We start from the raw sequence: 23129 nt of genomic DNA on the forward strand, positions 1-23129 counted from the left end.
TTTGAACGACCCCCTTAGCTGCTAATCAACGCGCCGATATTCAAGGAAGACCGGGGTGGTATCGCCGAGCTTCTTTTCTTCGTAGCGGGTCACGACGTGATCGGAGGGCGCGACGAACCAGTCCTGATCCGCGGAGCCGATCCGCTCCAGTCCCGGCGTGCGGTTCAGCCGCTCGAGCGCCCATTCGGCGTAGTCCAGCCAATCGGTGACGAAGCGCAGCGTGCCGCTGGGCTTCAAGATGCGGGCGAAGGCCTGGGCCGTCTCGTCCTGCAGCAGGCGGCGCTTGTTGTGGCGCGCCTTGTGCCAGGGGTCGGGGAACAGGATCAGCACCCGGTCGACCGAGGCGTCCGGCAGGGCGTCGACCAGATCGCGTGCGTCGTCGGCATGGATGCGGACGTTCTTCAGTCCGCCCTCTTCCACGTGACGCAGGGCCGAGGCGACCCCGTTCAGGAAGGGCTCGCAGCCGATCACCAGGGCGTCGGGCCGCGTCGCCGCCTGGGCGGCCATATGCTCGCCGCCGCCGAAGCCGATCTCCAGCCAGACCTCGGTCGCCTCGGGCATCATCGTCTTGGGGTCCAGCGGCCCGGCCTTCGGATCGGGCACGGCGATTTCGGGCAGCAGGGTCTCCATCAGCGCCGCCTGGCGGGGCTTGATGGGACGGGCCTTGATGCGGCCGAACGATCGCAGCGGGCGGTCGAGATGCGGGTTTTCGTCCTCGGGACGGTCATCGGCGTTCATGCGCCTGCCGTTAGCCGTCGCGGGTGCAGGCGTCCAGAAGACGAACGCCGAAACCTTTTGACGGTCGCGGCCGAACGCCCTTCTATGCCGGTCACAAGCGGCGTCGGGGCTGACGCATCGCGGGAGAGGGATTTCGATGATCGGACATCATCTGCGGGGTGCCAGCCTCGCGGCCATTACATGCGCAGTGCTGGGCCTGTCGGCCTGCGCCACCACCGGCTCGACCCCTGACGATACGGCCGCGAAACCGTCGAAGGAGCGGACCTTGGCCGCCGGTTTGGATCCGGCGACGACGCTGGATCCCTATCCCTCGACCTATCAGCCCTTGCCGCGCGAGAACTTCGCCGTGGTCGGCGCCACCGTCCTGACCGGCACGGATCGCAAGATCGAGAACGGCGTGGTCGTGGTCACGGACGGCAAGATCGCCGCCGTCGGCGACGCCTCGACCCCCGTCCCTTCCGGCTATCGCGTCGTCGAAGCGCGCGGCCGCTATGTCACCCCCGGCGTCATCGACGTGCACAGCCACCTGGGCGTCTATCCGTCGCCCGGCGTCAGCGGCATGAGCGACGGCAACGAGGCGACCAGCCCGAACACCGCCCAGGTCTGGGCCGAACACTCGCTGTGGCCCCAAGACCCCGGTTTCAACACCGCCCGCGCCGGCGGCGTGACCACGCTTCACATCCTGCCCGGCTCGGCCAATCTGTTCGGCGGCCGGGGCGTCACGATCCGCAACGTGCCCTCGATCACCATGCAAGGCCTGAAGTTCCCCGCCGCCCCCTATACGGTCAAGATGGCCTGCGGCGAGAACCCGTCGCGCGTCTATGGCGGGCGCAACCAGAGCCCAGCGACGGGCATGGGCAATATGGCCGGCTATCGCGCCGCCTTCATCGCCGCACGCGATTACAAAGCCAAATGGGACAAGTGGCGCGAGGACGGCGAAGGCGCCGCCCCGACCCGCAACCTGCAGAACGAGACCCTGATGGGTGTTCTGGACGGATCGATCCTGATCCAGAACCACTGCTACCGCGCCGACGAGATGGCCCTGATGATGGATATGGCCAAGGAGTTCGGCTACCGCATCTCCACCTTCCACCACGCGACCGAGGCCTACAAGCTGGCGCCGCAACTGGCCGCCAACGGCATCTGCGCGGCCATGTGGACCGGCTGGTGGGGTTTCAAGATGGAGGCCCTGGACGCCATCGAGGAGAACGCCGCCCTGGTGGACGCCCAGCAGGGATCGTGCGCCGTCATCCACTCCGACGACGCCGAACTGACCCAGCGGTTGAACCAGGAAGCCGCCGCCGCCCTTTCGGCCGGTCGCCGCGCCGGTCTGAACATTTCCGAAGAACACGCCATCGGCTGGATCACTTCCAACGCCGCCAAGGCCATCGGCATCGCCGACCAGACCGGATCGCTGGAGCCCGGCAAGCGCGCCGACGTGGTGATCTGGAGCGCCGATCCCTTCTCGATCTACGCCCGCGCCGATCAGGTCTTCATCGACGGCGCCCTGACCTTTGATCGCAGCAACTCCGCCTATCAGCCGACCAGCGACTTCGAACTGGGTCAGCCGGGCTATGGCCTGACCGCCGCCAACGTCACGGAAGGAGCCCGCTGATGCGCCTGTCTCACATCCTCGCGGGCGCCGTCGCGGCCCTGTCTCTCGCCGTCCCTGCCTTGGCGCAGGAAACCGTCGCCATCGTCGGCGGACGCATCCTGACCGGAAACTCCGTGATCGAGAACGGCACGGTCGTTATCCGCGACGGCAAGATCGTCTCGGTGGGCTCAGGCGGCGCGCCGTCCGGCGCCCGCGTCGTTGACGCGACGGGCAAGACAGTCGCCCCCGGCTTCGTCGCCGTAGATTCCGGCCTGGCCGGGACCGAGGTCAGTTCGGTCAGCGGCACCAACGAACTGCGCAACAGCGCCAATACGCTCAGCGCCGCCTTCGACATCTCGTACGGCCTTGATCCCTGGTCCTTCACACTGCCGGTCGCGCGGTTGGGCGGCATCACCCGCGCCATCGTCGTGCCCCAGCATCCGGGCTCGTCCGGCGGCCATGTGCATGAGGACGAGACGGCCGGCGCCGGCGACGGCGGCTATCAGACGCCCGGCCTGTTCGCGGGTCAGGCGGCGATCATCAATTTGGGCCAAGGCTCGAACATCCTGGTCAAGCCGCGCGTGGCCATGGTCGCCCCCTTCGGCGAAGCGGGCGCAGGCATCGCCGGCGGTGCGCGCGGGGCGCAGTTCGTCCTGTTCAAGGAGACGCTGTCGGAGGTCCGCCTCTATGCCCGCAACAAGTCGGCCTATGAGCGGGCGGGCCTGCGCGATCTCAGCCTGTCGCGCGCCGATCTCGAGGCGCTGATTCCCGTCGCCAACGGGACGATGCCGCTGATCGTCACCGTCCACCGCGCCTCGGACATTCAGCAGGTGCTGCGCCTGGCCCGCGAGGAAGGGATCAAACTGATCCTCGACGGCGCCGAGGAAGGCTGGCTGGTCGCCGGCGACATCGCTTCGGCCGGCGTGCCGGTGCTACTGAACCCCATCTCCAACCTGCCCAGCGATTTCGAGATGCGGGCGGCGCGGGCGGAGAATGCGGCGGCCCTGAATGCGGCGGGTGTCGTCATCGCCATCAAGGGCAACGAGGGTTCGACCCATCGCGCCCGCGAGGCTCGCTACAACGCCGGCAACGCCGTCTCGCACGGCCTGCCCTACGGCGCCGCCATCGCCGCCCTGACGGTCAATCCGGCCCAGATCTTCGGCATGGCCGGTCAGTTCGGCCAGATCGCACCGGGCGCAGCAGGCGATGTCGTGGTCTGGTCCGGCGATCCGCTAGAGCCGCTCAACCAGCCGTCGGCCGTCTTCGTCAATGGCGTCGAACAGCCCCTGACCAGCCGCCCGCTGATGCTGCGCGACCGCTATCGCCAGCAGACGCCGATGCCGCCGGCCTATCGCAACTGAGGACCGCTTCGGTCTGACCGGAAAGGGCGGGGCCGCATGGTCCCGCCCTTTTTCATTGGCTGCGTCCGCGCTAGGTCAGGCCCATGCCCACCGTGCTCTACATCGACGCCGACGCCTGCCCCGTGAAGGAAGAGGTGTATCGCGTCGCTCGCCGCTATGGGCTGAAGACCTATGTCGTCTCCAACACCTGGATGCAGGTTCCGCGCGAGCCGCTGATCGAACAGGTGGTGGTGGACGCCGGCCCCGACATCGCCGACGACTGGATCGCTGAGCGGGCGGGCGTAGGCGACGTGGTCATCACCGCCGATATCCCCCTGGCGGACCGCTGTCTGAAGTCGGGCGCACAGGCGCTGAAGTCGAACGGCCAGCCCTTCACCCCGGACTCCATCGGATCGGCCCTGGCGGGACGGATGGTGGGCGAGCATCTGCGGTCGATGGGCGTGGCGACATCCGGCCCGCCGCCGTTCTCGGCCGCCGACCGTTCGCGTTTCTTACAGGCGTTGGATCAGGCCGTGGTCAAGGCGCGCAAGGCGGCGACATGACCACCGTCATCCCCGAAGACGAGCTGGAGTTTCACTTCTACCGCGCGGGCGGTCCAGGCGGGCAGAACGTCAACAAGGTCTCGACCGCCGTCCAGATGCGGTTCGATGTGAAGAACTCGCCGTCGCTGACCGATCCGGTCAAGGCGCGGCTGATGAAGCTGGCCGGCAGTCGGCTGACGCTGGAAGGCGTGATCCTGATCACCGCCGTGCGTCACCGCACCCAGGAGCGCAATCGCGCCGACGCCATCGAAAGGCTTCAGGCCATGGTGGCCGAGGCCTCGATCCGCCCCGTCTATCGCGTGCCGACCCGGCCGACCAAAGCGTCCAAGGAACGCCGCCTCAAGGCCAAGACGACCCGCGCCTCGATCAAGTCGGGGCGCGGCAAGCCTTCGCTGGACTGACGCTCAGCTCTCGGCCGGGCGGAACAGCAGGGCGGCGATCTTGTCCTCGGCGTCAAAGCCGATCAGCCATTCGGTGACCTGATTGTCGAAGGTGACCCTGAACATCTGGGCCTCGCCTTCCTGCTTGACGTATTCGACGGTCTTAACGGCGCCGAAGCCCTTGATCAGCGGAACGACCTGGGCCTCCTGCTGACGGATCTGAGTTCCGAGACCGGTCGTGAAATCCGAATAGTCGAAGCCGGTCCCCTGGGCGCTGGCGATCACGGCGCGCAGCGCCTCTTCCGAACGGGCGATGTCGGGAGCCTGGGCGGCGGACGCCGTTGCGGGCGCGGCGGCGGGTTGGGCTTGAGGCGCCGAGGCTTGAGCCCGACGGTCGAAGGCGTTCGGCACGGCGCCGGCGGCGGCCTGAGCCAAGGCGGGCACAGGCGCCAGCAGCACGGCGGCTGCGATAGCGGTCTTCATCAAGGTCGGCTTCATAGCGAAAGCTCCGGTCAGGTCAGATAGGGCCAGAGCGAAAGGCCCAGGGCCGCCAGGGCCGCGATGACCGCGACCGTGACTGAAGCCGCCACCCAAGCCGGAGTTCCCGACTTTTCGATGACCACGGCCGCGGGGCGCGGCGGCTCCTGAACCAGGCGCGAGATGGCGCGGGCGGCGGCGATCATTTCGTTGATCGCATCACGCGCCTGAGCCTGCGGTCCCAGTTCGCGGCGGATCCAGCGTTCGACCACCGGCTGGGCGGCCTTCCACAGATCGTGATCGGGTTGCAGCCGGCGCGCCACGCCCTCGACCGAGACCATGGTCTTTTGCAGCAGGATCAGTTCGGGCCGCAGCCGCATGTCGAACAGGGCGGTGATCTCGAACAACTGGCCTAGGAGCCGGCCCATCGACACCTGGCTGGCGGCGCGGCCGATCACCGGCTCGCCGACCGCGCGCAGAGCCTGGGCGAAGGTCTCCACCGAGTGGTGCGGCGGGACGTAGCCGGCCTCGAAATGCACACGCGAAATCCGGTCGTAGTCGCGGCTGATGAAGCCCCACAGGATCTCGGCCAGATAGCGCCGCTCGGCCGGTCCCAAGCGTCCGACGATGCCGAAGTCGATGGCGGTCAGATGCGCCGGCGCGCTGGCGAACAGATTGCCCTCATGCAGGTCAGCGTGGAACACCCCGTGATCCAACGCCTGGACAAGGAAGGCGCGCACCACATTGTCGGCCAGCTGATCCTTGTCCAATCCCGGCAGGTCCGTAAGCGCCGGATCCGTCATGGGCACGCCTTGCGCCCACTCCAGCGTCAGCACGCGCTTGCCCACCCCGTCCCAGATCACGGCCGGCGCGGACATATATCCGTCCTTTGCCAACACCTCGGCCATCTCGCTGGCGGCGGCGGCCTCAAGCCGCATATCCAGCTCCAGATCCAGTGAGTTGGCGATGGTCTCGACGAAGGCGGACGGCTCCAGCCGCCGCGCCATCGGCACGAGCCGCCAGACGAGCCGCGCGGCCAGCCGCATCGAATCCAGGCCATTGGCGACCCGCCGCTCGACCCCCGGCCGCAGCACCTTGACCGCGACGGCCCGCCCATCGGCCAGGGTCGCGCGGTGCGCCTGGGCCAGGGAGGCGGCGGCGACCGGCGGGCTGAGGTCGATGAACAGGCTTTCGGCCGGACGACCCAGCGATTTCTCGATCTCGCGACGCGCCTCTTCCAGAGAGAACGGCGGCAGGGCGTCCTTCAACCGGCCAAGATCGCGCGCGAATTCCAGCCCGAAGATATCGGCGCGCGTCGCCAGGACCTGACCCAGCTTGATCGCCACGGGGCCCAGATGCTCGAACGCCTTGCCCAGCCTCTGGCCCGGCCGCCCCTGACGCCCGGCCCGACCTGAGAACAGTTGCACGAACCGGGCGAACGGCCGCGTCCAGGCCGGCAGCAGATGGGTCACCTCGCGCGGGATCAGGGCGTCATGACGCGCCAGGACCCACAGCCAGCCCAGCAGGCGCAGGAAGGACGCAACCGGGTTCTGGACCGCGACCGTCGCGGGCGGCGGCGGGGCCGTGCGATAGATCCGGCTGGTCAGATCGCCCACCCATGATGGATGGCGGCGATCCCGCCCGACAGGTTGGTCACGGACACGCGGCGGAAGCCGGCGTCCTCGATCATGCCCTTGAACGTATCCTGATCGGGGAAGCGACGGATGCTCTCGACCAGATACTGATAGCTGTAGCGATCCTTGGCGACCCAGCCGCCGATGCGCGGAATGGCGTGGAAGGACCAGGCGTCATAGACCTTGCGGATCGGCGTGGTCGTGGGGCGCGAAAACTCCAGGCACAGGAACCGACCGCCCGGCTTCAGCACCCGGCGCGCCTCGGCCAAAGCCTTGTCGATATGGGCCACGTTGCGAATGCCGAAACTGATCGAATAGGCGTCGACCGAGGCGTCAGGCAGCGGCAGGTTCATGGCGTCGCCGACGCTCCACTGCATCTCCGGTTCGCCGCCCTTGTGGACGCCCGCCAGGATCATCTCGGCGTTGTAGTCCAGCACGATGACATTGGCGTCCTCGCCGCCGCGCCGCTCCTGGGCTGCGCGCGCCATCTTGGAATAGCGACGCGCCATGTCGCCGGTGCCGCCCGCGACGTCCAGAATGGTCTCGCCCGGACGCGGGTTCAGCTTGGCGGCGGCGATGTCCTTCCAGATGCGGTGGACGCCGACGCTCATCAGGTCGTTCATCACATCGTAGTTGGAGGCGACGGAATCGAAGACCCCGCGCACCATCTTCACCTTCTCGCGCGCATCCACGTCGCGAAAGCCGAAGGAAGAACGATCACCCGACGAATGCGGGCCGTGGGAGGAGGCGTCGGTCATAGTCGTCGTCTAGCGCGTCGCAGCGTCCCCGTCATCCGATGAGACACCCGATCAGGCCGCTTCGGGCTGCGGCAGTTTCAAATCCTTCATCACGTCGCGCATCAGGCCGTAACAGCCGCACGACGCCGCCTCCAGACCGTCGCGATCCAGCACCCTGACCCAGCCGCGTCCCCGCTGGATCAGCGACTTGCGCTCCAGCACAGTGCCGACCTCCGACACCGTGGCGCGACGCACGCCCAGCATGCCGGCGATATCAGCCTGCGTCAGATCGATCCGGTCATCCTCGGCTCGGTCGTGGAGCATCAGCAGCCAGCGCGCCAACCGTTCGTCCAGCCGGTGCTGGGCATTGCAGGCGGCCGCCTGCTGCACCTGCGCCATCAAGCCTTCGGTGAAGCGCGACAGGGCCGAGCGCAGCGTCTCGCTGTCTTCCAGCGCCTCGCCGAATACTTCGGCCGAGCAATAAGCCGCGACGCCGTCGCGTTGAGAAATGGCCCGACTGGCGGCGCGCGCATTGAAGGGTCCGCAAGTGACGCCGATCAGGCCTTCGCGCCCGATGGCGGCCGTCTCCACCATCTTGTCATCCGGCAGGATGGTCATCAGCGACACCACGCCCTTGATCGGAAACCACACCTGATCGACCGCCTCGCCAGCGTCATAAAGCATCTGGCCGCGTGTAATCTCGCGCTCTTTCAAATGCGGTTCGATCCGCTTGCGGTCGGCCGCATCCAGGGCGGCGATCCAGAGATTTTCCATCCTAACCCCGCTGGCGACCGATGACGCCGGAGAGCGACGATCATTGCTCGATCAATGCACAAGCTTGACCATGGGTTCCCTGGACGGAATCCGCACGGCTTCGCCGCTTGCCGCCATCCTTCAGGCGCCCTACGCCAAAGAAAAAGAGGAAACGCGATGACCGACACACGGCTTGACGTAGCGGAAACGCTGAAGGATTTGTCCGCCTGGCGCGCGCATGACGGCGATCGCCCGGCCATCACGCGGACGCTGAAGTTCGCGGATTTCAACGCCGCCTTCGGCTTCATGACCCGCGTCGCCCTGATGGCCGACAAGATGGACCACCATCCCGAATGGTCGAATGTCTATGACCGCGTCGAAATCCTGCTCACCACCCACGACGCCGATGGCGTGACGGACAAGGACGTGACCCTGGCCCGCTTCATTGACGACGTCGCCGCCGGTATGGGGGTGAAGTCGTGAGCGGCTCCGCGCGTCCCGGCCGCGTCGCCGGCAAGACGGCCCTGATCACTGGCGCGGCGGGCGGCCTGGGCGAGGCCATGGCCTTCATGCTGGCTCGCGAAGGCGCCCGCGTCGCCGTGACCGACATCGACGCCGCTCGCGCCCAGGCCCTGGCGAGCCGGATCAATGCGGAAATCCCGGACGCCGCCTTCGCCTATGCCCACGACGTGGCCAGCGAGACCGAATGGGAAGGCGTGATCGCCGCCGCCGTCGCCGATCTCGGCGGCCTGTCGGTGTTGGTCAACAACGCCGGCGTCGGCGGCCCGCTGGCCTTCGTCGAACAGGACACGATCGAGAACTGGCAGCGTCAGTACGAGATCAATCTACGCTCCATCATGCTGGGGGCCAAACACGCCATGCCGCATCTGCGCGCCTCGGCGCCGGCCTCGATCATCAACATCTCCTCGATCGCAGGGCTCGCGGCCGCCCCAGGCATGGGCGCCTATAACGCCACCAAGGCGGCGGTGTGGATGTACACCAAGACCCTGGCGCTGGAGGCCGCCAAGGCCGAATGGAACGTACGCTGCAACTCGGTCCATCCCGTCTTCATCAAGACGCCGATCCTGGATCCCTTCATCGCCATGGCCGGCGGGGACGAGGACAAGGCGCACGAGCGCCTCGCGCGGGGCATTCCCTTGAAGCGGATCGGCGAACCCGACGACGTCGCCTACTGCGTCCTCTATCTGGCGTCCGACGAATCCAAGTTCGTCACGGGATCCGAGTTCAAGATCGACGGCGGCATGACGGCGCAATAGGGCGCGAGCGCCCTATTGCTTTGCCTTTGGGGCCTATCGCGCTCCGCGCTGCTTGAGGCCGTTGTACGCAGTGTTCGGCGCCGTCATCATGCTTGTGTCGCGCATTCGGGATTGAGGCCGCTTACGCCATGCTGTAAGCGGCCTGCTCCGGCGTCGCGCCGGCCGACGCACCCGTAGCTCAGCTGGATAGAGTGCTGCCCTCCGAAGGCAGAGGTCACAGGTTCGAATCCTGTCGGGTGCGCCATTTTCCTTCACAATATTCCACGACGTCGTCTCCGGCGCGCGATGCTCGCGAAGACACGTCCAACACAAAATCGTCGTCGGGTTCTTGATTACGCAAAGTCTATGTGACGTTATCTCGTAACAAGTCACTTCCTCACCAGGCTGAGAGTTTTCCATGCGTCCCTCAAGCGTCTCGCGATCCCTGCTCATGGCGGCCGCAGGCTCCACGATTCTGGCCGGCGCCGCCGCCGCGCAGTCGGCACCGCAAGCCCCGGCGGAGTTGGGCGACGTCATCGTGACGGGCGCGCCCTATGGCATCAGCCAGCGAGCCTCGGTAATCGCGACGGACGTGGTGGACGAACAGACCCTGGCCACGGCGCCGGCGGCCTCGCTGGGCGACATGCTCAGCGGACGTCCGGGCATCCGTTCGACCGACTTCGCGCCCGGCGCCAGCCGACCCGTCATTCGCGGCCTCAGCGGCCCACGCGTCCAGGTGCTGACCAACGGCATCGGCCTGATCGACGCGAGCTCTGTTTCGCCGGATCACGCCGTGGCCACCGATCCGGCCGAGGCCAATCGTATCGAGATCATTCGCGGGCCCGCGACGCTGGTCTATGGCGGCTCGGCCATCGGCGGCGTGGTCAATGTTCTGGATGATCGCATTCCCACCGAAATCCCCGAGGGCGGCGTGTCCGGCGTGGTCTCCACCCAGGCGTCCAGCGTGGACGACGGCCGCAGCGCCTTCGGACGCGTAACCGTCGGCAGTGGAAACTTCGCCTTCAACGTCGATGGCGTGAAGCGCAAGACCGACGACTACGACATCCCGGCCCCGGCCATTTCCGCCAGGCGCGCCGCCGCCGAAGGCCTCGCGCGCGAGGACACCAGAACTCAGCCCAACAGCTACACCGACCTGGAAGCCTGGGGCGTCGGCGGTTCCTACATCGGCGACAAGGGCTTCGCCGGCGTTTCCTACAAGAACACCGACAGCGAATACGGCACAGTCGCCGAGGAGTCGGTCTTCATCAAGCTGAACCAGAAGCGCTGGGACGCGCGTGGCGAATACCGTTTCGACAGCGGGCCCTTCTCGGCCCTGCGCGGCTCCTACGGCCATGCCGACTATACTCACACCGAGTTCGAGGCCGTGGGCGAACCAGGCACCATCTTCAACTCCGACGGCTGGGAAGGCCGTGCTGACCTGGTCCAGCGCGAACGCAACGGCTGGAACGGCGCCGTCGGGGTTCAGGCCCTGTCGCGCAACTTCGAGGCCATCGGCGAGGAGGCCTTCGTGCCCAGCATCAAGATCGACGAACTGGGCCTTTATACGGTGCAGCGTCTGGACCTCGGCAACCATGGTTTCGAAGGCGGCCTGCGCTATGACCGTCGCGAACTCAGCGGCACGCCCATCGGCGGCGCCAGCGAAGTCACGCGCGAGTTCGACAACTGGTCGGCGTCCGCCGCCGCCTTCATCCGCCCGACCGCCGGCCTGTTCCTGGGCCTCAGCCTGGCCCACAACGAGCGCGCGCCCAGCGAGGTCGAGCTGTTCGCCGATGGCGTCCACATCGCCACCGCCGCCTACGAGACCGGCGACCTGACGCTGAACTCCGAGAAGGTGACGACGCTGGAGGGCACCGCCCACTATGATCGCGGCCGGTTCACCGGCGATCTGCACGTTTATCACTCCTGGTATAACGGCTTCATCGACGAACGGCCGACGGGCGACCAGTTCTATTTCGAGGAAGAGGACGAGTTCTTCCCCATCTATCGGTTCGTCCAGACCGACGCCAAATTCTATGGCTTCGAGCTGGAAGGCGCCCATGCGCTTTGGCAGGACGGCGATCGCAAACTCTCGCTGGAAGGCGCGGCCGACTATGTCCACGCCCAGACAGACTTCGGCCCTGCCGCGCGGATCCCGCCCTACTCCGTCACCGGACGCCTTGCCTGGACATCGACCAGGTTCGATGCCAGCGCGGAGGTTCGCCACGTCGGCGAACAGGACCGGGTCGCCAACACATTCGAACTGCCGACCGACGACTACACCCTGGTCAACGCCTCGGTCGCGGTCCGTCCCTTCGCCCAGCAGAACGTCACCCTGTTCGCCGAGGCGCGGAACCTGACGGACGAGGAAGCCCGCGAACACGTGTCCTTCCTCAAGGACATCGCCCCTCTGCCCGGCCGCAATCTTCGGGTCGGCGTCGCCTACCGCTTCTGACGAACCCTGAGCCTTCGGCGCAGCCTTGGTTGCGCCGAAGGTTTACACGCGTCGGCGAACGCGAACCGCCTCCGTGCGTTGATCGCCCATGACCGAAAAAGAACCCCGCAAAGTCCCGATCGGCTACGAAGACCGGCCCGATAGGCCGACAAGAGGCGCCTTTCGCATCACGGCCCTCGCCATAGCGGCCGCAGCCGTCGTCTTCCTGACGCTGATCGCGGTTGTCGTCATGCGAAGCGGCGGGATTTAGGGGCTCAGGGCCTTCCGACCTGTGTCAGGGCGCGGCTTGCTGCACGTCCTTCCCAAGCGCTTGAAAAATTCACCAGCCGGCGAGGTCGCCAGCCCGCGCAACGCTGCGGCCACCGGCCGCGAGGCTCTACTACGGACCGCGAGAGATGATTGACTTAAACACCGCCACTGCGGCCGAACTCGATGGCGTCGAACTCTTGCGTGACCATGGGTTTGAGATTGTCCGCTATCGCGAGGAACGCGGTCTGTTCACCAGCCTTCGCCAGCTCGACGAAGTGCCGGGTCTGGCCCAAAAAACGGATGGCGTCGAAGCGCACCTTTACGTCAAACCTGCCGACGCCACCTAGCCGCTATCTTTATCAAAGCGGCGGCTATAACCAGGGTATTGTGACGCCGTGAGAGATGCCGCGATATGAACCCTTGGGATTGGCTGGGCTGACGATTTGGTTAAATCGCCAGGCACCCCTCAACCCGACAGCAGAAAGCCCCACGGCTTTTGGCGGTGGGGCTTTTTGGTGTTTTGCGTGCGGGAGCACGCACTGGCCACAGCAGTATATTCGGCGTTGTCGATATTCCGGCCTGACCACAAGTCGCCACGCGCCGCCATTCCGGCAGTTACAAATGCGCCAGTAGCGGAGTTTAGGCTTTCTCCGGAAATCGATATGGAAGCCTTGGAATCCCCGACACCTGCCAAGGGTTAATGGATTGGTCCAAGCGTCGGCGGGCTATTGGTCAGACGGTCGGCACGGTTCCGCCGTCGACGACGAGCTCCGAACCATGAATGGAGGACGCCCGATCCGAAGCGAGGAAGGCGATGGCTTCGGCGACTTCCCAAGGCTCGGCGCCGCGTCCGATCGCAATGCCGCCGAGTCCTGCAAGGACGTGCTGGCGCGCGTCTTCCAGGGCGCCGCCGTTGGCCGCCTGTATGCGTTTCAGGAACACGTCCGTGCCCCCGGTCATGATCCAGCCTGGCGAGACGGTGTTGACCCGCACGCCCTTGGGACCAAGCTCCTTGGAGATGGACTTGCTATAGGTCCTCAGCGCGGCCTTGGCGGCGGCATAGGCCGTGGTCGCGTCCGGCAGGGGCAAAACCGGCTGGATGGAGGTGACGTGCACCACTGCGCCCGCGCCCCGCTCGATCATCTGCGGGATCAGCAGCCGGTCCAGCCGAACCGCCGCCAGAAGGTTCAGGTTCAGTTCGGAAAGCCAGTGCTCGTCCGTGAGTGCGACGAAACCGCCGCCGGGCGCGGCGGACCCGCCCAGCACATGGGCGACGATGTCGATGCCGCCCAGCCGCTCGAGCGCCGCACGGGCCAAGGCTTCCCCGCCCTTGGCTGTCGTTAAGTTAACTTCGACGAACTCGACCCCGTCGAGGGGGTCAGGGTTCGAGCGCGCCGAGGTGATCACCCGGGCGCCGCCCGCCAGGAAACGCTCGACGGCGGCCCGGCCAAGCCCTTTGGTGCCGCCGGTGATGAGGACCCGCTTGCCCGCAAACTCCATGGGATCAGCGAGGACGGTCATGCCGAGACCTCCATGGCCTTGATGACGTCGCCGTCGAGCTCGACGCGATAGGTGAAGCGGATCGGGCTGCCCGGGAAATCGCCATGGGCCGGACCTTCCATCACGACCGCAGGCCCCTCATGACGAACGGCGTCGGGGGTGAAGATCGCCTTCAGATCGATGACCATCGTCTTGAGCAGGGCGCGGATTTCGGCATGCCCCTTAAAGCGTTTGCCGTTGTCTAGAAGGACCGCCTCGGCGGCGAAGGTCTTGACCATGCCGTCGAGGTCGAGCCGGGCGTTGGCCTCAACATAGTCGGCGATGGGGGAAGGAAGCTCTGGCGGCATTGGTCTGTCCTGCTGGCTGTGGTCACGGCGCTGTGGCCGCATCGTCGATGACGCTAAGGTAGAGATGGACAGGTCGCGCGATAATCGGGACAAATCGGCGCCAGTCGTCACGAAAGGCGGGACAATAATGAAGAGCAGCCTGACCGAACTGGACGCGGTTCTGGTCGTCGCCCGCTGCGGAAAGTTCCGTACTGCCGCAATCGAACTCGGCGTCTCGACAACTGCGCTCAGCAATGCGATCGGAAAGCTGGAGCGCACGCTCGGCGTAAGGTTATTCAATCGGACGACCCGAAGCGTGTCCCTGACCGAGGCGGGTCAGCAATTCGTTTCACAGGTCGCTTCGGCCCTGAGAGACATCCATGAGGCCATGGACGGCGTGCGTTCCCGACAGTCCACGCCGTCGGGCACGCTGCGCATTAACGCCTTTCCGACGGCCGCGCGGGAAATCTTCTCTTCCCTCATCCTGCCGTTCATCGACGTCCACCCCCAGGTCCACGTCGACGTGGTCACCGAGGGTCGAATGGTGGACATCGTCGCGGGCGGCTTCGATTTCGGCGTCCGCGCCGCAGATCGGGTGCCAGTCGACATGATCGCCCTCCCGCTCGGGCTCGCCCGGCGCAATGTGGTGGTGGCGTCACACGCATATCTGGAAAAGCGGGGCACGCCGATGGTCCCACAAGACCTGGCCACGTACGCTTGTCTCCGCGTCCGCCTTCCCAATGGTGCGATCTATCGCTGGCCGTTCGAGAAGAAGGGGCAGTCGGTCCATATCGACGCGGAGGGCGCCCTCACCCTTGATGAGGCCGGCCTCGCCCGCACCGCGGCACTCGCGGGGGTCGGGCTGACACTGGCCATGGAATCCGACGTGCGCGAAGACATCGAGGCCGGTCGACTGGTGCAGGTCCTTGAGGACTGGACGCCGAACCAGGCGCTGTTGAGCCTCTACTACCCCAGCCGACGGAACCCGACGGCGGCGTTCAGGGCGTTCGTTGAATTTGCGCGGAAGCAAAGCGAGGCGTCCGGCGGCTCGAGGCGCTCTCAGGACTGAGCGACAGAAGCAGACAGAGCAGCGCCATCCAAAATCCGACTATAGCCTCCAGGGCGGACTAACCGTCGTGGCCCGATCAGCCCATGCGGAGACGCTGACAAAGACCGCCGTTCGCGGCATGCTGAGGGGATGATCGACGGGCTGGTGTTTGGATGGAGGACCGCGGTGCTGACCGTCGCGGCGGCCGTTGTCCTCCCCATCGCATTCGGACTTTGGACCGCCTTCCATGGTCGGACGGCCGCGCGGACCATGGCGATGCTGCTACTGGTGCTTGTGGGGGTGTTTACGCCCTGGCTGATCGGGTTCGCCGGAGCCTATGACAAATGGCGGTGGCTGACGTTTCTGCCCGTGGCCAACCCGTTGTGGGCCCCGCCGCTGCTGTATCTATATGTGCATGCCCTGACCCGGGGACGGTGGCCGGTGCGGGGCTGGCGGCATCTTATCCCTGGCGGACTGCAGTTTGCGTGGCAGGCGGGGAGTTTCCTGTTACCGATGGGCGCGAAGGACAGATGGGCCGATGTCTCCCTGCCGGTAACAGGGCCGCTGTTCACCGTCGCCCTGACGGCCAGTTTCGTGATTTATGGCCTGGCGACAGTGCGGCTGACGGGTGGCTATCGGCGCGCTCTGGCTCAACAGCGCAGCGATGATACGCGGTTCGCGCTGGGCTGGCTGAGCCGCGCCATGGTGGCGACCAGTGTGCTGGCGGGGCTGTGGACGGTCTATGGACTGTGGGACGTGATCTCGCCGCTGGGGTATCGGGGGCTGATGGGCCTATATGCGGGGCTGGCCGCCATCGCTGTCTATCTGGCCGTCGAAGGCTGGCGTCAGACGCGGGTCGCCTATCCGACGCTGGAGGCGCTGACGGCGGTTGCGCCTTCGACGGTCAGTCCCGCACGCGACTGGGGCGCGCAGGGCCGCGCCTGGGCCGACACCGTTCGGCGCGAAGGCTGGGCCGCCGAACCGGAGCTGAGCCTGACCACGCTGGCCGCGAGGCTGGGCACCAACACCGGCTATCTGTCACGGGCGATCAACGAGGGGTTGGGCGTGAACTTCTCGACCTTCGTCAACGACCTGCGTAGCGAGGCGGTGGCGCAACGGATGGACCAGGGCGCGACGGCCTCCGTGCTGACGCTCGCGCTGGAGGCGGGATTCAGCTCCAAGGCCAGCTTCAACCGCGCTTTCCGCAACCGCTTCGGCCAGACGCCGCAGGCCTATCGCGCCGATGCGGCTCGAACACCGCAGGTGTCAGATCATGAATAAATCACCGCAGCCATGATTTGGGACGCCAAAGTCCAGGCGATGGGGTCAGGGTGGGCAACTTCACAAAAGGAGCCTCGACCATGCTGATCCTTGCCCTGACATCCGCCCTGCTGCTGACGCCAGAGCCGACGGACCCGCGCGAAGTCGCACTGGAGGTGCGCACCGACCGCTTTGAGCAGATCTTGGATGCCACAGTGGAGGCCATCGAGGCCGACATCGCCCTGCCCGTCCGGCTTGAGATGCGGCGTCAGGCAATCGCCCGGCGCATCGCCATCCTGAAGCCTGAGATCGACGCCTATGCTCGCGACATGACCGCCGGCTTCGCCGTCTTGGGCGAAGGCGAAACAGCCGAGCACGCGGCTGAACTGCGCCAGTATGGCGAGGGCTGACCCGGTATCTGGACGGACTGGCAGGCGAGCTGATGCGTGGAGCTGAGCTCGAACTGGCGGGTGGTCGTCAATGATCGGGACCGCCCTCTCTCGCCGTCATCTGCTGGGCGCAGGCGTAGCGACACTGGCGGCCAGCGCCCTGCCTCGACCGGTCAGGGCCCTGGCCCAGGCTGAGACGCTGTCACCAGCGGCCATGCGCCAGGATCTGCGCCTTCTGCGTCGCGCCTATGAGGCCCTGCATCCAGGCCTGTTGCGCTACAACACGCCGCAACAGATCGCCGCCGGGTTTGAACGGCTGGAGGCGGACAGCGCGACGCCCCAGCCGCTGGAGGCCTTCTATCTGCGGCTATCGCGATTTCTGGCGGCGCTGCGGTGTGGGCATTCCTACGCCAACTTCTACAACCAGTCGCGGGCGGTGCAGACTCGGCTGTTCGAAACCCCTGACCGGCTGCCATTCCAGTTCCTTTGGCTGGGCGACCGCATGATCGTCACGGCCGATCCGACCGGCACGGAAATGGCGCCGGGTAGCGAGATCGTCCGGCTGAACGGACGTCCCGTAGGCGAGGTTCTGGCCGGGCTGATGGCCGTGGCCCGCGCCGACGGCGGCAATGACGGCAAGCGGCGTCAGCTGATGTCGGTCCAGGGGCAGGACGGCTATGAGAGTTTCGACGTCTTTTATCCCCTGATGTTCGGCTCGCGTGCCCGCCATGCGCTGGAGGTGGTCGGACCAGACGGTCGCACGCGACGAACTGAGATGGAGGCCATCTCCTTGGAGGCGAGACGGGCCCAGCGGCCGCCGGTGATCGAGGCCGCCGACGACACCTCCGCCTGGACGATGGAGCGACGAGGTCCGACGGCGGTGCTGACCATGCCGGGCTGGGGCCTGTACAACAGCGACTGGGATTGGGCGGGCTGGCTGAATGCCCGGATGGACGCCCTGGTGGCCGATGGGGTGCAGCGCCTGGTCGTCGATATTCGGGCCAATGAGGGCGGGCTGGACTGCGGCGACGTGCTGGCGGCGCGATTGATCGACCGGCCCAATCTGCCGGACACGGCGCGGAGGCTGGTGCGCTATCGCCGCATCCCTGACGACCTGCGTCCCGCGCTGGACACCTGGGATCGCAGCTTCGACGACTGGGGCGACGACGCCCAGCCCTATGATGATCGCTTTCTGTCCCTGGCCCGGAGCGCCGACGAGGGCGGTGTGATCGAGCCCAGGGGCCCACGTTTCACTGGCGAGGTCCGCGTCTTGATCGGGCCGCAAAACAGCTCGGCCACCTTCAGCTTCGCGCAAATGGTCCAGCGCGAGCGGCTGGGCGCGCTGGTGGGCGAGACCACAGGCGGCAATCGGCGCGGCATAAACGGCGGCGCCTTCTACTTCCTGCGGCTACCTGCCACCGGCCTTGAAGTCGACCTGCCGCTGATCGGTACATTCCCGCAACAGCTCCAGCCGGACACAGGCATTCAGCCGGACATCACCATCCCGCGCACGGCCGAGGCGATCGCAGGAGGGCGCGATCCGGTGATGGAAGCGGCGCTAACCTAATCAAGCCGACCGGTTCGCGCCATGCTGGCCTTGGAAAATGGGGGGGGGACTTGCCTCCGACTTGGCGTCATCTGACGGGAATGACCGAGCCGCTCGATCACCCGCTCCGATAGGGACCAAAAACGGCCTTCACCGTCATATCTTCAGTGGCGTCGTCCAGCACGAAGACGCGAAAGCTGTCGCCGCCCTCATTGACGCGGATGACCACGTGCCCCTGTGTGCTCTTGGCTGTCTCCGCTATGCCATAGGTCGTTGTGGCGGTCGCCGGCGAGACATTGGTGACGAAGATGTCGCGTTGTCCTGGCCAGACCCGTTGCGAGGTCATTCGTTTCCAGGTGTTCACCGACGGATGCCCATCGGCCCGAGACCCGATGACGATCACCTGGGGACGAAGCGCCGCCAGAAATGGAATACTGTTGGAATCCCAGCTGCCATGATGGTTCGCCTTCATGGCGTCGACCGGCCCAGTAGCCTGGCCGACCAAGGGCTCCACGTCCCCCCAGGCAGGCGGGGTGGCTGCTGTCTCTTCATTGATCGAAGACAGGTCGCCGCCAGTGAAATAGTCGAACGGACCGTAGCTGACGCGAAACGCGATGCTGAACTTGTTCTCGTCCGGCTGATCGTCTTCAGGCCAGGTCTCAGAGGCAGGGAACAAAGCGCGCGTTGCCGCGCCTTGTCCGGTCCAGAGCACCCCGTTTGCGTATAGGTTCTGGATCTGGAATTGGGGATAGGTGTCGGCGTCGTGCACCAGGATCAGTTGATCAGCGCGCCCGGGCTGGAATCGCTCCACCTGAAGATGATTGTGTTCGGCTTGCCACGCCAGGAAGGTGCGGTAGTTGGTCATCGTGCGGTCCGAAATCGGCCTCGGATAGTCGTAGTCGGGCCAAGCGCGGTCGATCACCTTTGCGATCGGCAGATGCTCCGCGACTTCCGTGATGCCGCTCAGCCGATAGGCGCCATTGGCCGCCCACGGCGAACTATCCACGATCGCGCCCATGTGATCGCCGTGGAAGTGGCTGATCAATGCATAATCGATTCCCGGTGCGGACGGGGGCAGAACGCGCTGCAGATAGCGCGCCACCCATTCACCCGGAGCGCGCGAACTGTCAGGACGTGTCGGCAGCGAGAAGGGCGGCCGTTCCACGGTCTTGCCACTCATGTCGACGAGTAGGCTCGTGCCATCGGGCAGGATCAGCAGCTGGGCCTCCCCTCGTCCCGTATTGATGTGGTGAATGTCCATCTCGCCCTTCCGCCATGGGCGCAGCGGTGCGCCGATAGCGGGATCGACGGCTTGCGCCCAGGCGGGGACGGCGAAGCCCACGACAAGAGCGGCGACGGCTAAAACGGGTCTAAGTGTCATCTTGGCCTCGAAGGTCGCTTTATCGCGCCTTGTTGCGGAGAATTGGGATTGGGGCGTCGACGCCCGCACGACCGGCGGTCGAGATCAGAAGCGAGCGCGAAAACCGACGGTGGCCTTCTGTCCGCTGTAGATATCGATTTGGCTGTGGTGACCCTTTGATCCCGGCCAAATCTCGCTGTTGTCATACCAAGTACCGCGATGGTTGCCGAAGATGTTGTTGGCGCTGAAATAGGCCTCCAACCCCATAAAATTGCCACGGGTCTTTTTGATCAGCGTGTAGCTGCCCGAGATATTCACCTCGAGATAGGGAATGAAGGGTTGGGACTGGGTGATGACGCCTTGCGGCGTAGCGATGTTGCCGGTCTGGCCGCGATCCTTCTCATTGGACCATACACTGTTCAGATTCAGCCGTGCCGGCCCCTGGCGCCAGCTCAAACCAAATTGTCGAACTTGGGTGGAGACGCGCTCCTGGACGACGTCCGGGTCGCTGTAGAGCCACGACCCACGCACCGACAGACCCCGCAGCGCTCCAGGCAGATAGTCCATGGCGTGGTTGAACTCGAGTTCATAGCCATTGATGCCGATCTCTTGATCAGACCGGTTAGTGTAGGACTCGAATGTGGCGTCGGCGTATTCCGTCCCCTCGTAGCCGAACTCTTGGGCTGTAAAGCTGCGCGATATGATCCCGTTCTTGATGCGGTTGCGATAGTAGTTGACCCCGATCAGACCTACCGGTTCGAAATATTTAACCAGTCGAACCGAGACATTGTCCGAATATTCAGGCTTCAGCTCTGGGTTCGGGGCCGTAACTACGACGCCCTCTTCGGTCAGAGCCGTCGACCAAACACCCGCGAGCAAGCTGACGTCAGGTCTTTGGATGGTCCGGCTGTAACCGACGATGAAGTCGATGTTGCTGTCGAACCGGTAGCGGACCGATGCGCTTGGAAAAACGTCCGTATACCGCCCTTCTCGTTCAACTTTAGGACGCGTCAGGTACTGATACTCCAGGCCGGTGATCGTGGTGGCCCGGCCAGTCGCGGCATTGACCGCATAGCCGGCGCTGATGACCTCTTGCGCACTCAAAGGATCGAAATCGGCGCTTCGACCCGTCGTTTCTTCAGCTCTCAAACCCGCCCGTAGCGTCAGGCGGTCCGTAAGTTCGGCCGTCGCCATCAGATAGGCGGCGCCGATGTCTTCCTGATATTCGCGGGTGTTGACGATGTTGGCGTTGTACCAGTTGCTTGCTGTGACCGCATTGGTCCACTGACCTGGGTTCGCCTGCATCATGTCGTAGATCTTCGTCAGGCTCGGCATATAGAGGCCGTTCCCAGACAGGGTTCTGACCCTTATGCCGCTGTTGGCGAACGAGGCCTGATTGCTGCTTTGCACAGCCCGGAGAAACTCGGTGTTGGTCAGCGGGCCACCGTAAATCCACTGAAGGGCTTCGCTGTTGTTGGCGTAATCGTAGGTGTTGCGGGCCAGTTTGACGCCCGTTTTCCAGGTCACAGGCAGTCGGCCGAACGTCGTATCGAACTCAAGGTTGAGCCCTCCGCCCAGCATCTCGGCCTGGATTGAGGATCCCGAGGTGGTCCGGATTTGCGGTCGGTTGGAGCCATTGACCGTGCTGAGCGTGAAGCTGGCAGGATCGGCCCAGTCGGTCCCGCTGACCTGTTGGATTTTCCAATCCTGATCGAGAAGGTTGCTGCGCGCCGCGCTGAAGTTGCCACGCGCTTCCACAGCGTTCAACAAAGTCGAAACCTGACCCCGAGCCGCTGAATCATACCGGCTGCTGGAGTCCGAATAGGCCGCATAGCCGTCCACGCGGAAGCGAGCGCCCGACCATTCGAAACTGGGAATGACGCTGGTGGTCTCGCCGACCTTGTAGGTGAAGGTGTTGGCCAGAGACAAAGTGGTCGATGTCGCGGCAGCATTGGTGGTGAAGTCGAGCGCGGGGTCGCCGCCGCCGACGACACCCCGGGTGCGAGCCAGCGTCGTGAAGGTCGGCGTAAAGGTGCTGGGCTCGATGTCGCCGCGGTTGTAGGTGCTGATCAGCGATAGGATCAGATTGTCAGCGGCCTTGAAGTCCAGTCCAAAAGTCGCGGACTTGCGATTGTATTCTCGGTCATAAAAGGCGCTGCCGATCGATGTCACGGCATAAGGCTGGGGACTGACAGCGGTAGGTATGTAGTTTCGGCCCGCCGTGGTCTGGACATGTTCGATCAGCGTCGTGGAGTCGCTGAGACCCGCCGTCACGCCCAAACGCCCGCCCAGAAAAACGTCGGCGTAGGTGATCTGAGCCATGGGGAGAAACTTGCGGTCGCCATAGCCGCCTTCCTGCCAACCCGTTTGGTAATCATCCCAAAGGCCGGTGTGGGTCGAGGCGCCCAGCTGCACAGTGACGCTGCGCCCACGGCGATCAAAGGCCTTGCGCGTTCGAATGTCGATTGTTCCAGCAGGCGCGTTGGCGTCCATGTCAGCGCTGGTCGTCTTGGAGACGCTGATGGTGTCGATCCCCGTCAGCGCCAGCTGCTCGAAACTGTACTGACGCGACGTTGGCGACGTTGTGCTTGTATTCGCATCAGCGCCTCCGGCCAACGACCGGCCATTGACGGTGATACCGGTGTACCGAGACGGCAGGCCTCTCAGGGAGATGTTGCGGGGCACATCGTCAGCCACGACGTCAAAATCCACGCCGGGCATATACTTCAGGAATTCGGCGGGGTTGCCGTCGCCGATTTCGCCAAAGCTGTCTGCCGACAATGTGTTGACGATATTCATGGAGGCGCGCTGCTCCATGATGGCGCGCGCGTCGCCCTCACGTGCTCCGACGACGACGACTTCGGCGACCTCGGTAGCGGATAGATCGGAGGCCGCCGAAAGGGAACTGCGCAATTCGACGTCGCTCCGCGCCATCCCTCCGGCAGGCACACGGACTACTGTGCGAGCGGGGACGTAACCTGTGTACTCAATCGTCAACTCCACATCCCCTGCGGGAACGCCAACGACCCTGTATTCGCCACGTTCACCCGAGATGGCGACCTGGCGGCCGTCAATCTTCACGACTGCGTTGCGCAAATAGTCACGGGTGGAGGGATCCGAGACTGTCCCGGTCACCACGCCCACCGCCGATGCTCTGACCGAGCGCAAGGTGATGAGTGAGCCTGTATCGGCCGCAATCCGCAAAGGGGAGCCTGCGATAAGTCGCTGCATCGCATCACGCACGTTCAGTTCGCCTATGATGGCGGGTGTGCGCACGCCTTCCAAATCGCGCGCGGACGCGACAACCTGAATCCGCGCCTGCCGGGCGAACTCAGGAATGGCCGTCACGGCCGGTTGTGCGGGAATGCTGAAGTCGCGGGTTTGCGCTTGTGCCTGCTCAAACGCGCAGACGACAAATACGGCTGAGCCGCAGGCGAGAAGAGCCTTGTGAGACATTATGATCTTTCCCCGAGCCGCTGAGAGGCGGCCTATGATCGGGGAGAGGTTTGGGCGGATGGGCTTCCGCC

21 protein-coding genes and 1 tRNA gene are annotated in these 23129 nt (G+C 65.3%); 13 read left to right on the forward strand and 9 right to left on the reverse strand.

What is annotated here, in order from left to right; translation table 11 throughout:
- Positions 1-21: 21 nt before the first annotated feature.
- Positions 22-738, reverse strand: a complete 717-nt coding sequence (trmB, locus tag HNP47_RS15290; protein ID WP_184280231.1) for a tRNA (guanosine(46)-N7)-methyltransferase TrmB — start codon at positions 736-738, stop codon at positions 22-24.
- A gap of 136 nt (positions 739-874) precedes the next feature.
- Here trmB and HNP47_RS15295 point away from each other — a divergent pair, with 136 nt between their 5' ends.
- The 4 genes from HNP47_RS15295 to arfB all read left to right on the forward strand — a co-directional run bounded on the left by HNP47_RS15295 (position 875) and on the right by arfB (position 4636).
- The gene (locus HNP47_RS15295; RefSeq protein WP_184280232.1) at positions 875-2353 is read left to right on the forward strand and encodes an amidohydrolase; all 1479 of its coding nucleotides are present in this window, start codon (positions 875-877) and stop codon (positions 2351-2353) included.
- Positions 2353-3693, forward strand: coding sequence for an amidohydrolase family protein (locus tag HNP47_RS15300; protein WP_184280233.1), 1341 nt, complete (start codon positions 2353-2355; stop codon positions 3691-3693). Before HNP47_RS15295 ends, HNP47_RS15300 begins: the two co-directional genes overlap by 1 nt.
- Positions 3694-3776: 83 nt before the next feature.
- Complete coding sequence (locus tag HNP47_RS15305) at positions 3777-4235, forward strand: YaiI/YqxD family protein (protein WP_055809473.1); 459 nt, start codon at positions 3777-3779, stop codon at positions 4233-4235.
- A complete protein-coding gene (gene arfB / locus HNP47_RS15310; RefSeq protein ID WP_184280234.1) occupies positions 4232-4636 on the forward strand; it encodes an alternative ribosome rescue aminoacyl-tRNA hydrolase ArfB in 405 nt (134 codons plus the stop codon). Before HNP47_RS15305 ends, arfB begins: the two co-directional genes overlap by 4 nt.
- A 3-nt stretch (positions 4637-4639) precedes the next feature.
- Here arfB and HNP47_RS15315 read toward each other — a convergent pair whose 3' ends face one another.
- The 4 genes from HNP47_RS15315 to HNP47_RS15330 are packed head-to-tail and all read right to left on the reverse strand — an operon-like array spanning position 4640 to position 8237.
- The gene (locus HNP47_RS15315; RefSeq protein WP_184280235.1) at positions 4640-5113 is read right to left on the reverse strand and encodes a hypothetical protein; all 474 of its coding nucleotides are present in this window, start codon (positions 5111-5113) and stop codon (positions 4640-4642) included.
- A gap of 14 nt (positions 5114-5127) precedes the next feature.
- A complete protein-coding gene (ubiB, locus tag HNP47_RS15320) occupies positions 5128-6708 on the reverse strand; it encodes a 2-polyprenylphenol 6-hydroxylase (protein ID WP_184280236.1) in 1581 nt (526 codons plus the stop codon).
- The gene (locus HNP47_RS15325) at positions 6696-7484 is read right to left on the reverse strand and encodes a class I SAM-dependent methyltransferase (RefSeq protein ID WP_184280237.1); all 789 of its coding nucleotides are present in this window, start codon (positions 7482-7484) and stop codon (positions 6696-6698) included. Before HNP47_RS15325 ends, ubiB begins: the two co-directional genes overlap by 13 nt.
- 51 nt (positions 7485-7535) lie before the next feature.
- Complete coding sequence (locus HNP47_RS15330; protein ID WP_184280238.1) at positions 7536-8237, reverse strand: Crp/Fnr family transcriptional regulator; 702 nt, start codon at positions 8235-8237, stop codon at positions 7536-7538.
- A 156-nt stretch (positions 8238-8393) separates the two neighbouring features.
- Here HNP47_RS15330 and HNP47_RS15335 point away from each other — a divergent pair, with 156 nt between their 5' ends.
- The 5 genes from HNP47_RS15335 to HNP47_RS15355 all read left to right on the forward strand — a co-directional run bounded on the left by HNP47_RS15335 (position 8394) and on the right by HNP47_RS15355 (position 12520).
- Positions 8394-8699: a 4a-hydroxytetrahydrobiopterin dehydratase gene (locus tag HNP47_RS15335; RefSeq protein ID WP_184280239.1), complete on the forward strand. Its 306-nt coding sequence runs from the start codon at positions 8394-8396 to the stop codon at positions 8697-8699.
- Positions 8696-9493, forward strand: a complete 798-nt coding sequence (locus HNP47_RS15340) for an SDR family oxidoreductase (protein ID WP_184280240.1) — start codon at positions 8696-8698, stop codon at positions 9491-9493. Before HNP47_RS15335 ends, HNP47_RS15340 begins: the two co-directional genes overlap by 4 nt.
- A 167-nt stretch (positions 9494-9660) precedes the next feature.
- Positions 9661-9737, forward strand: a tRNA-Arg gene (locus tag HNP47_RS15345).
- A 153-nt stretch (positions 9738-9890) separates the two neighbouring features.
- Positions 9891-11924: a TonB-dependent receptor gene (locus HNP47_RS15350; RefSeq protein WP_221415170.1), complete on the forward strand. Its 2034-nt coding sequence runs from the start codon at positions 9891-9893 to the stop codon at positions 11922-11924.
- 395 nt (positions 11925-12319) lie between these two features.
- A complete protein-coding gene (locus tag HNP47_RS15355) occupies positions 12320-12520 on the forward strand; it encodes a helix-hairpin-helix domain-containing protein (protein WP_184280241.1) in 201 nt (66 codons plus the stop codon).
- A 385-nt stretch (positions 12521-12905) separates the two neighbouring features.
- On the opposite strand, the gene HNP47_RS15360 is transcribed toward HNP47_RS15355, so the two are convergent.
- Together HNP47_RS15360 and HNP47_RS15365 are read right to left on the reverse strand one after the other, a co-directional pair.
- Positions 12906-13694 (reverse strand): SDR family oxidoreductase, encoded by a 789-nt coding sequence (locus tag HNP47_RS15360; protein WP_184280242.1) that lies wholly within the window; start codon positions 13692-13694, stop codon positions 12906-12908.
- Entirely contained in the window at positions 13691-14020 is a 330-nt protein-coding gene (locus tag HNP47_RS15365; protein ID WP_184280243.1) for a nuclear transport factor 2 family protein, read from the reverse strand. Before HNP47_RS15365 ends, HNP47_RS15360 begins: the two co-directional genes overlap by 4 nt.
- Positions 14021-14147: 127 nt before the next feature.
- On the opposite strand from HNP47_RS15365, the gene HNP47_RS15370 reads away from it, so the two are divergent.
- The 4 genes from HNP47_RS15370 to HNP47_RS15385 all read left to right on the forward strand — a co-directional run bounded on the left by HNP47_RS15370 (position 14148) and on the right by HNP47_RS15385 (position 18263).
- Positions 14148-15068 (forward strand): LysR family transcriptional regulator, encoded by a 921-nt coding sequence (locus HNP47_RS15370; protein ID WP_184280244.1) that lies wholly within the window; start codon positions 14148-14150, stop codon positions 15066-15068.
- Between the two features lie 249 nt (positions 15069-15317).
- Complete coding sequence (locus HNP47_RS15375) at positions 15318-16328, forward strand: AraC family transcriptional regulator (protein ID WP_260394922.1); 1011 nt, start codon at positions 15318-15320, stop codon at positions 16326-16328.
- Between the two features lie 80 nt (positions 16329-16408).
- On the forward strand, positions 16409-16717 hold the full coding sequence (locus tag HNP47_RS15380; protein WP_184280245.1) for a hypothetical protein: 309 nt from the start codon (positions 16409-16411) through the stop codon (positions 16715-16717).
- A gap of 70 nt (positions 16718-16787) precedes the next feature.
- A complete protein-coding gene (locus tag HNP47_RS15385) occupies positions 16788-18263 on the forward strand; it encodes a S41 family peptidase (protein WP_184280246.1) in 1476 nt (491 codons plus the stop codon).
- A gap of 97 nt (positions 18264-18360) precedes the next feature.
- Here the strand turns inward: HNP47_RS15385 and HNP47_RS15390 are convergent, their stop codons facing one another.
- Together HNP47_RS15390 and HNP47_RS15395 are read right to left on the reverse strand one after the other, a co-directional pair.
- Positions 18361-19584, reverse strand: a complete 1224-nt coding sequence (locus HNP47_RS15390; RefSeq protein ID WP_221415172.1) for a ComEC/Rec2 family competence protein — start codon at positions 19582-19584, stop codon at positions 18361-18363.
- 123 nt (positions 19585-19707) lie between these two features.
- On the reverse strand, positions 19708-23058 hold the full coding sequence (locus HNP47_RS15395) for a TonB-dependent receptor domain-containing protein (RefSeq protein WP_184280247.1): 3351 nt from the start codon (positions 23056-23058) through the stop codon (positions 19708-19710).
- Between the last annotated feature and the right edge of the window lie 71 nt (positions 23059-23129).

This window comes from Brevundimonas vesicularis (assembly GCF_014204545.1).
Taxonomy (GTDB): domain Bacteria; phylum Pseudomonadota; class Alphaproteobacteria; order Caulobacterales; family Caulobacteraceae; genus Brevundimonas; species Brevundimonas vesicularis_B.

What these genes read in the sequence shown, in the direction of transcription:
- HNP47_RS15375 (WP_260394922.1), top strand. Translation starts at nt 15,318, where the DNA reads ATGGCGATGCTGCTACTGGTGCTTGTGGGGGTGTTTACGCCCTGGCTG.
- HNP47_RS15325 (WP_184280237.1), bottom strand. Translation starts at nt 7,484, where the DNA reads ATGACCGACGCCTCCTCCCACGGCCCGCATTCGTCGGGTGATCGTTCT.
- HNP47_RS15305 (WP_055809473.1), top strand. Translation starts at nt 3,777, where the DNA reads ATGCCCACCGTGCTCTACATCGACGCCGACGCCTGCCCCGTGAAGGAA.
- HNP47_RS15370 (WP_184280244.1), top strand. Translation starts at nt 14,148, where the DNA reads ATGAAGAGCAGCCTGACCGAACTGGACGCGGTTCTGGTCGTCGCCCGC.
- HNP47_RS15380 (WP_184280245.1), top strand. Translation starts at nt 16,409, where the DNA reads ATGCTGATCCTTGCCCTGACATCCGCCCTGCTGCTGACGCCAGAGCCG.
- HNP47_RS15360 (WP_184280242.1), bottom strand. Translation starts at nt 13,694, where the DNA reads ATGACCGTCCTCGCTGATCCCATGGAGTTTGCGGGCAAGCGGGTCCTC.
- HNP47_RS15295 (WP_184280232.1), top strand. Translation starts at nt 875, where the DNA reads ATGATCGGACATCATCTGCGGGGTGCCAGCCTCGCGGCCATTACATGC.
- HNP47_RS15335 (WP_184280239.1), top strand. Translation starts at nt 8,394, where the DNA reads ATGACCGACACACGGCTTGACGTAGCGGAAACGCTGAAGGATTTGTCC.
- arfB (WP_184280234.1), top strand. Translation starts at nt 4,232, where the DNA reads ATGACCACCGTCATCCCCGAAGACGAGCTGGAGTTTCACTTCTACCGC.
- HNP47_RS15350 (WP_221415170.1), top strand. Translation starts at nt 9,891, where the DNA reads ATGCGTCCCTCAAGCGTCTCGCGATCCCTGCTCATGGCGGCCGCAGGC.
- HNP47_RS15385 (WP_184280246.1), top strand. Translation starts at nt 16,788, where the DNA reads ATGATCGGGACCGCCCTCTCTCGCCGTCATCTGCTGGGCGCAGGCGTA.
- HNP47_RS15355 (WP_184280241.1), top strand. Translation starts at nt 12,320, where the DNA reads ATGATTGACTTAAACACCGCCACTGCGGCCGAACTCGATGGCGTCGAA.
- HNP47_RS15395 (WP_184280247.1), bottom strand. Translation starts at nt 23,058, where the DNA reads ATGTCTCACAAGGCTCTTCTCGCCTGCGGCTCAGCCGTATTTGTCGTC.
- HNP47_RS15365 (WP_184280243.1), bottom strand. Translation starts at nt 14,020, where the DNA reads ATGCCGCCAGAGCTTCCTTCCCCCATCGCCGACTATGTTGAGGCCAAC.
- HNP47_RS15300 (WP_184280233.1), top strand. Translation starts at nt 2,353, where the DNA reads ATGCGCCTGTCTCACATCCTCGCGGGCGCCGTCGCGGCCCTGTCTCTC.
- HNP47_RS15315 (WP_184280235.1), bottom strand. Translation starts at nt 5,113, where the DNA reads ATGAAGCCGACCTTGATGAAGACCGCTATCGCAGCCGCCGTGCTGCTG.
- trmB (WP_184280231.1), bottom strand. Translation starts at nt 738, where the DNA reads ATGAACGCCGATGACCGTCCCGAGGACGAAAACCCGCATCTCGACCGC.
- HNP47_RS15330 (WP_184280238.1), bottom strand. Translation starts at nt 8,237, where the DNA reads ATGGAAAATCTCTGGATCGCCGCCCTGGATGCGGCCGACCGCAAGCGG.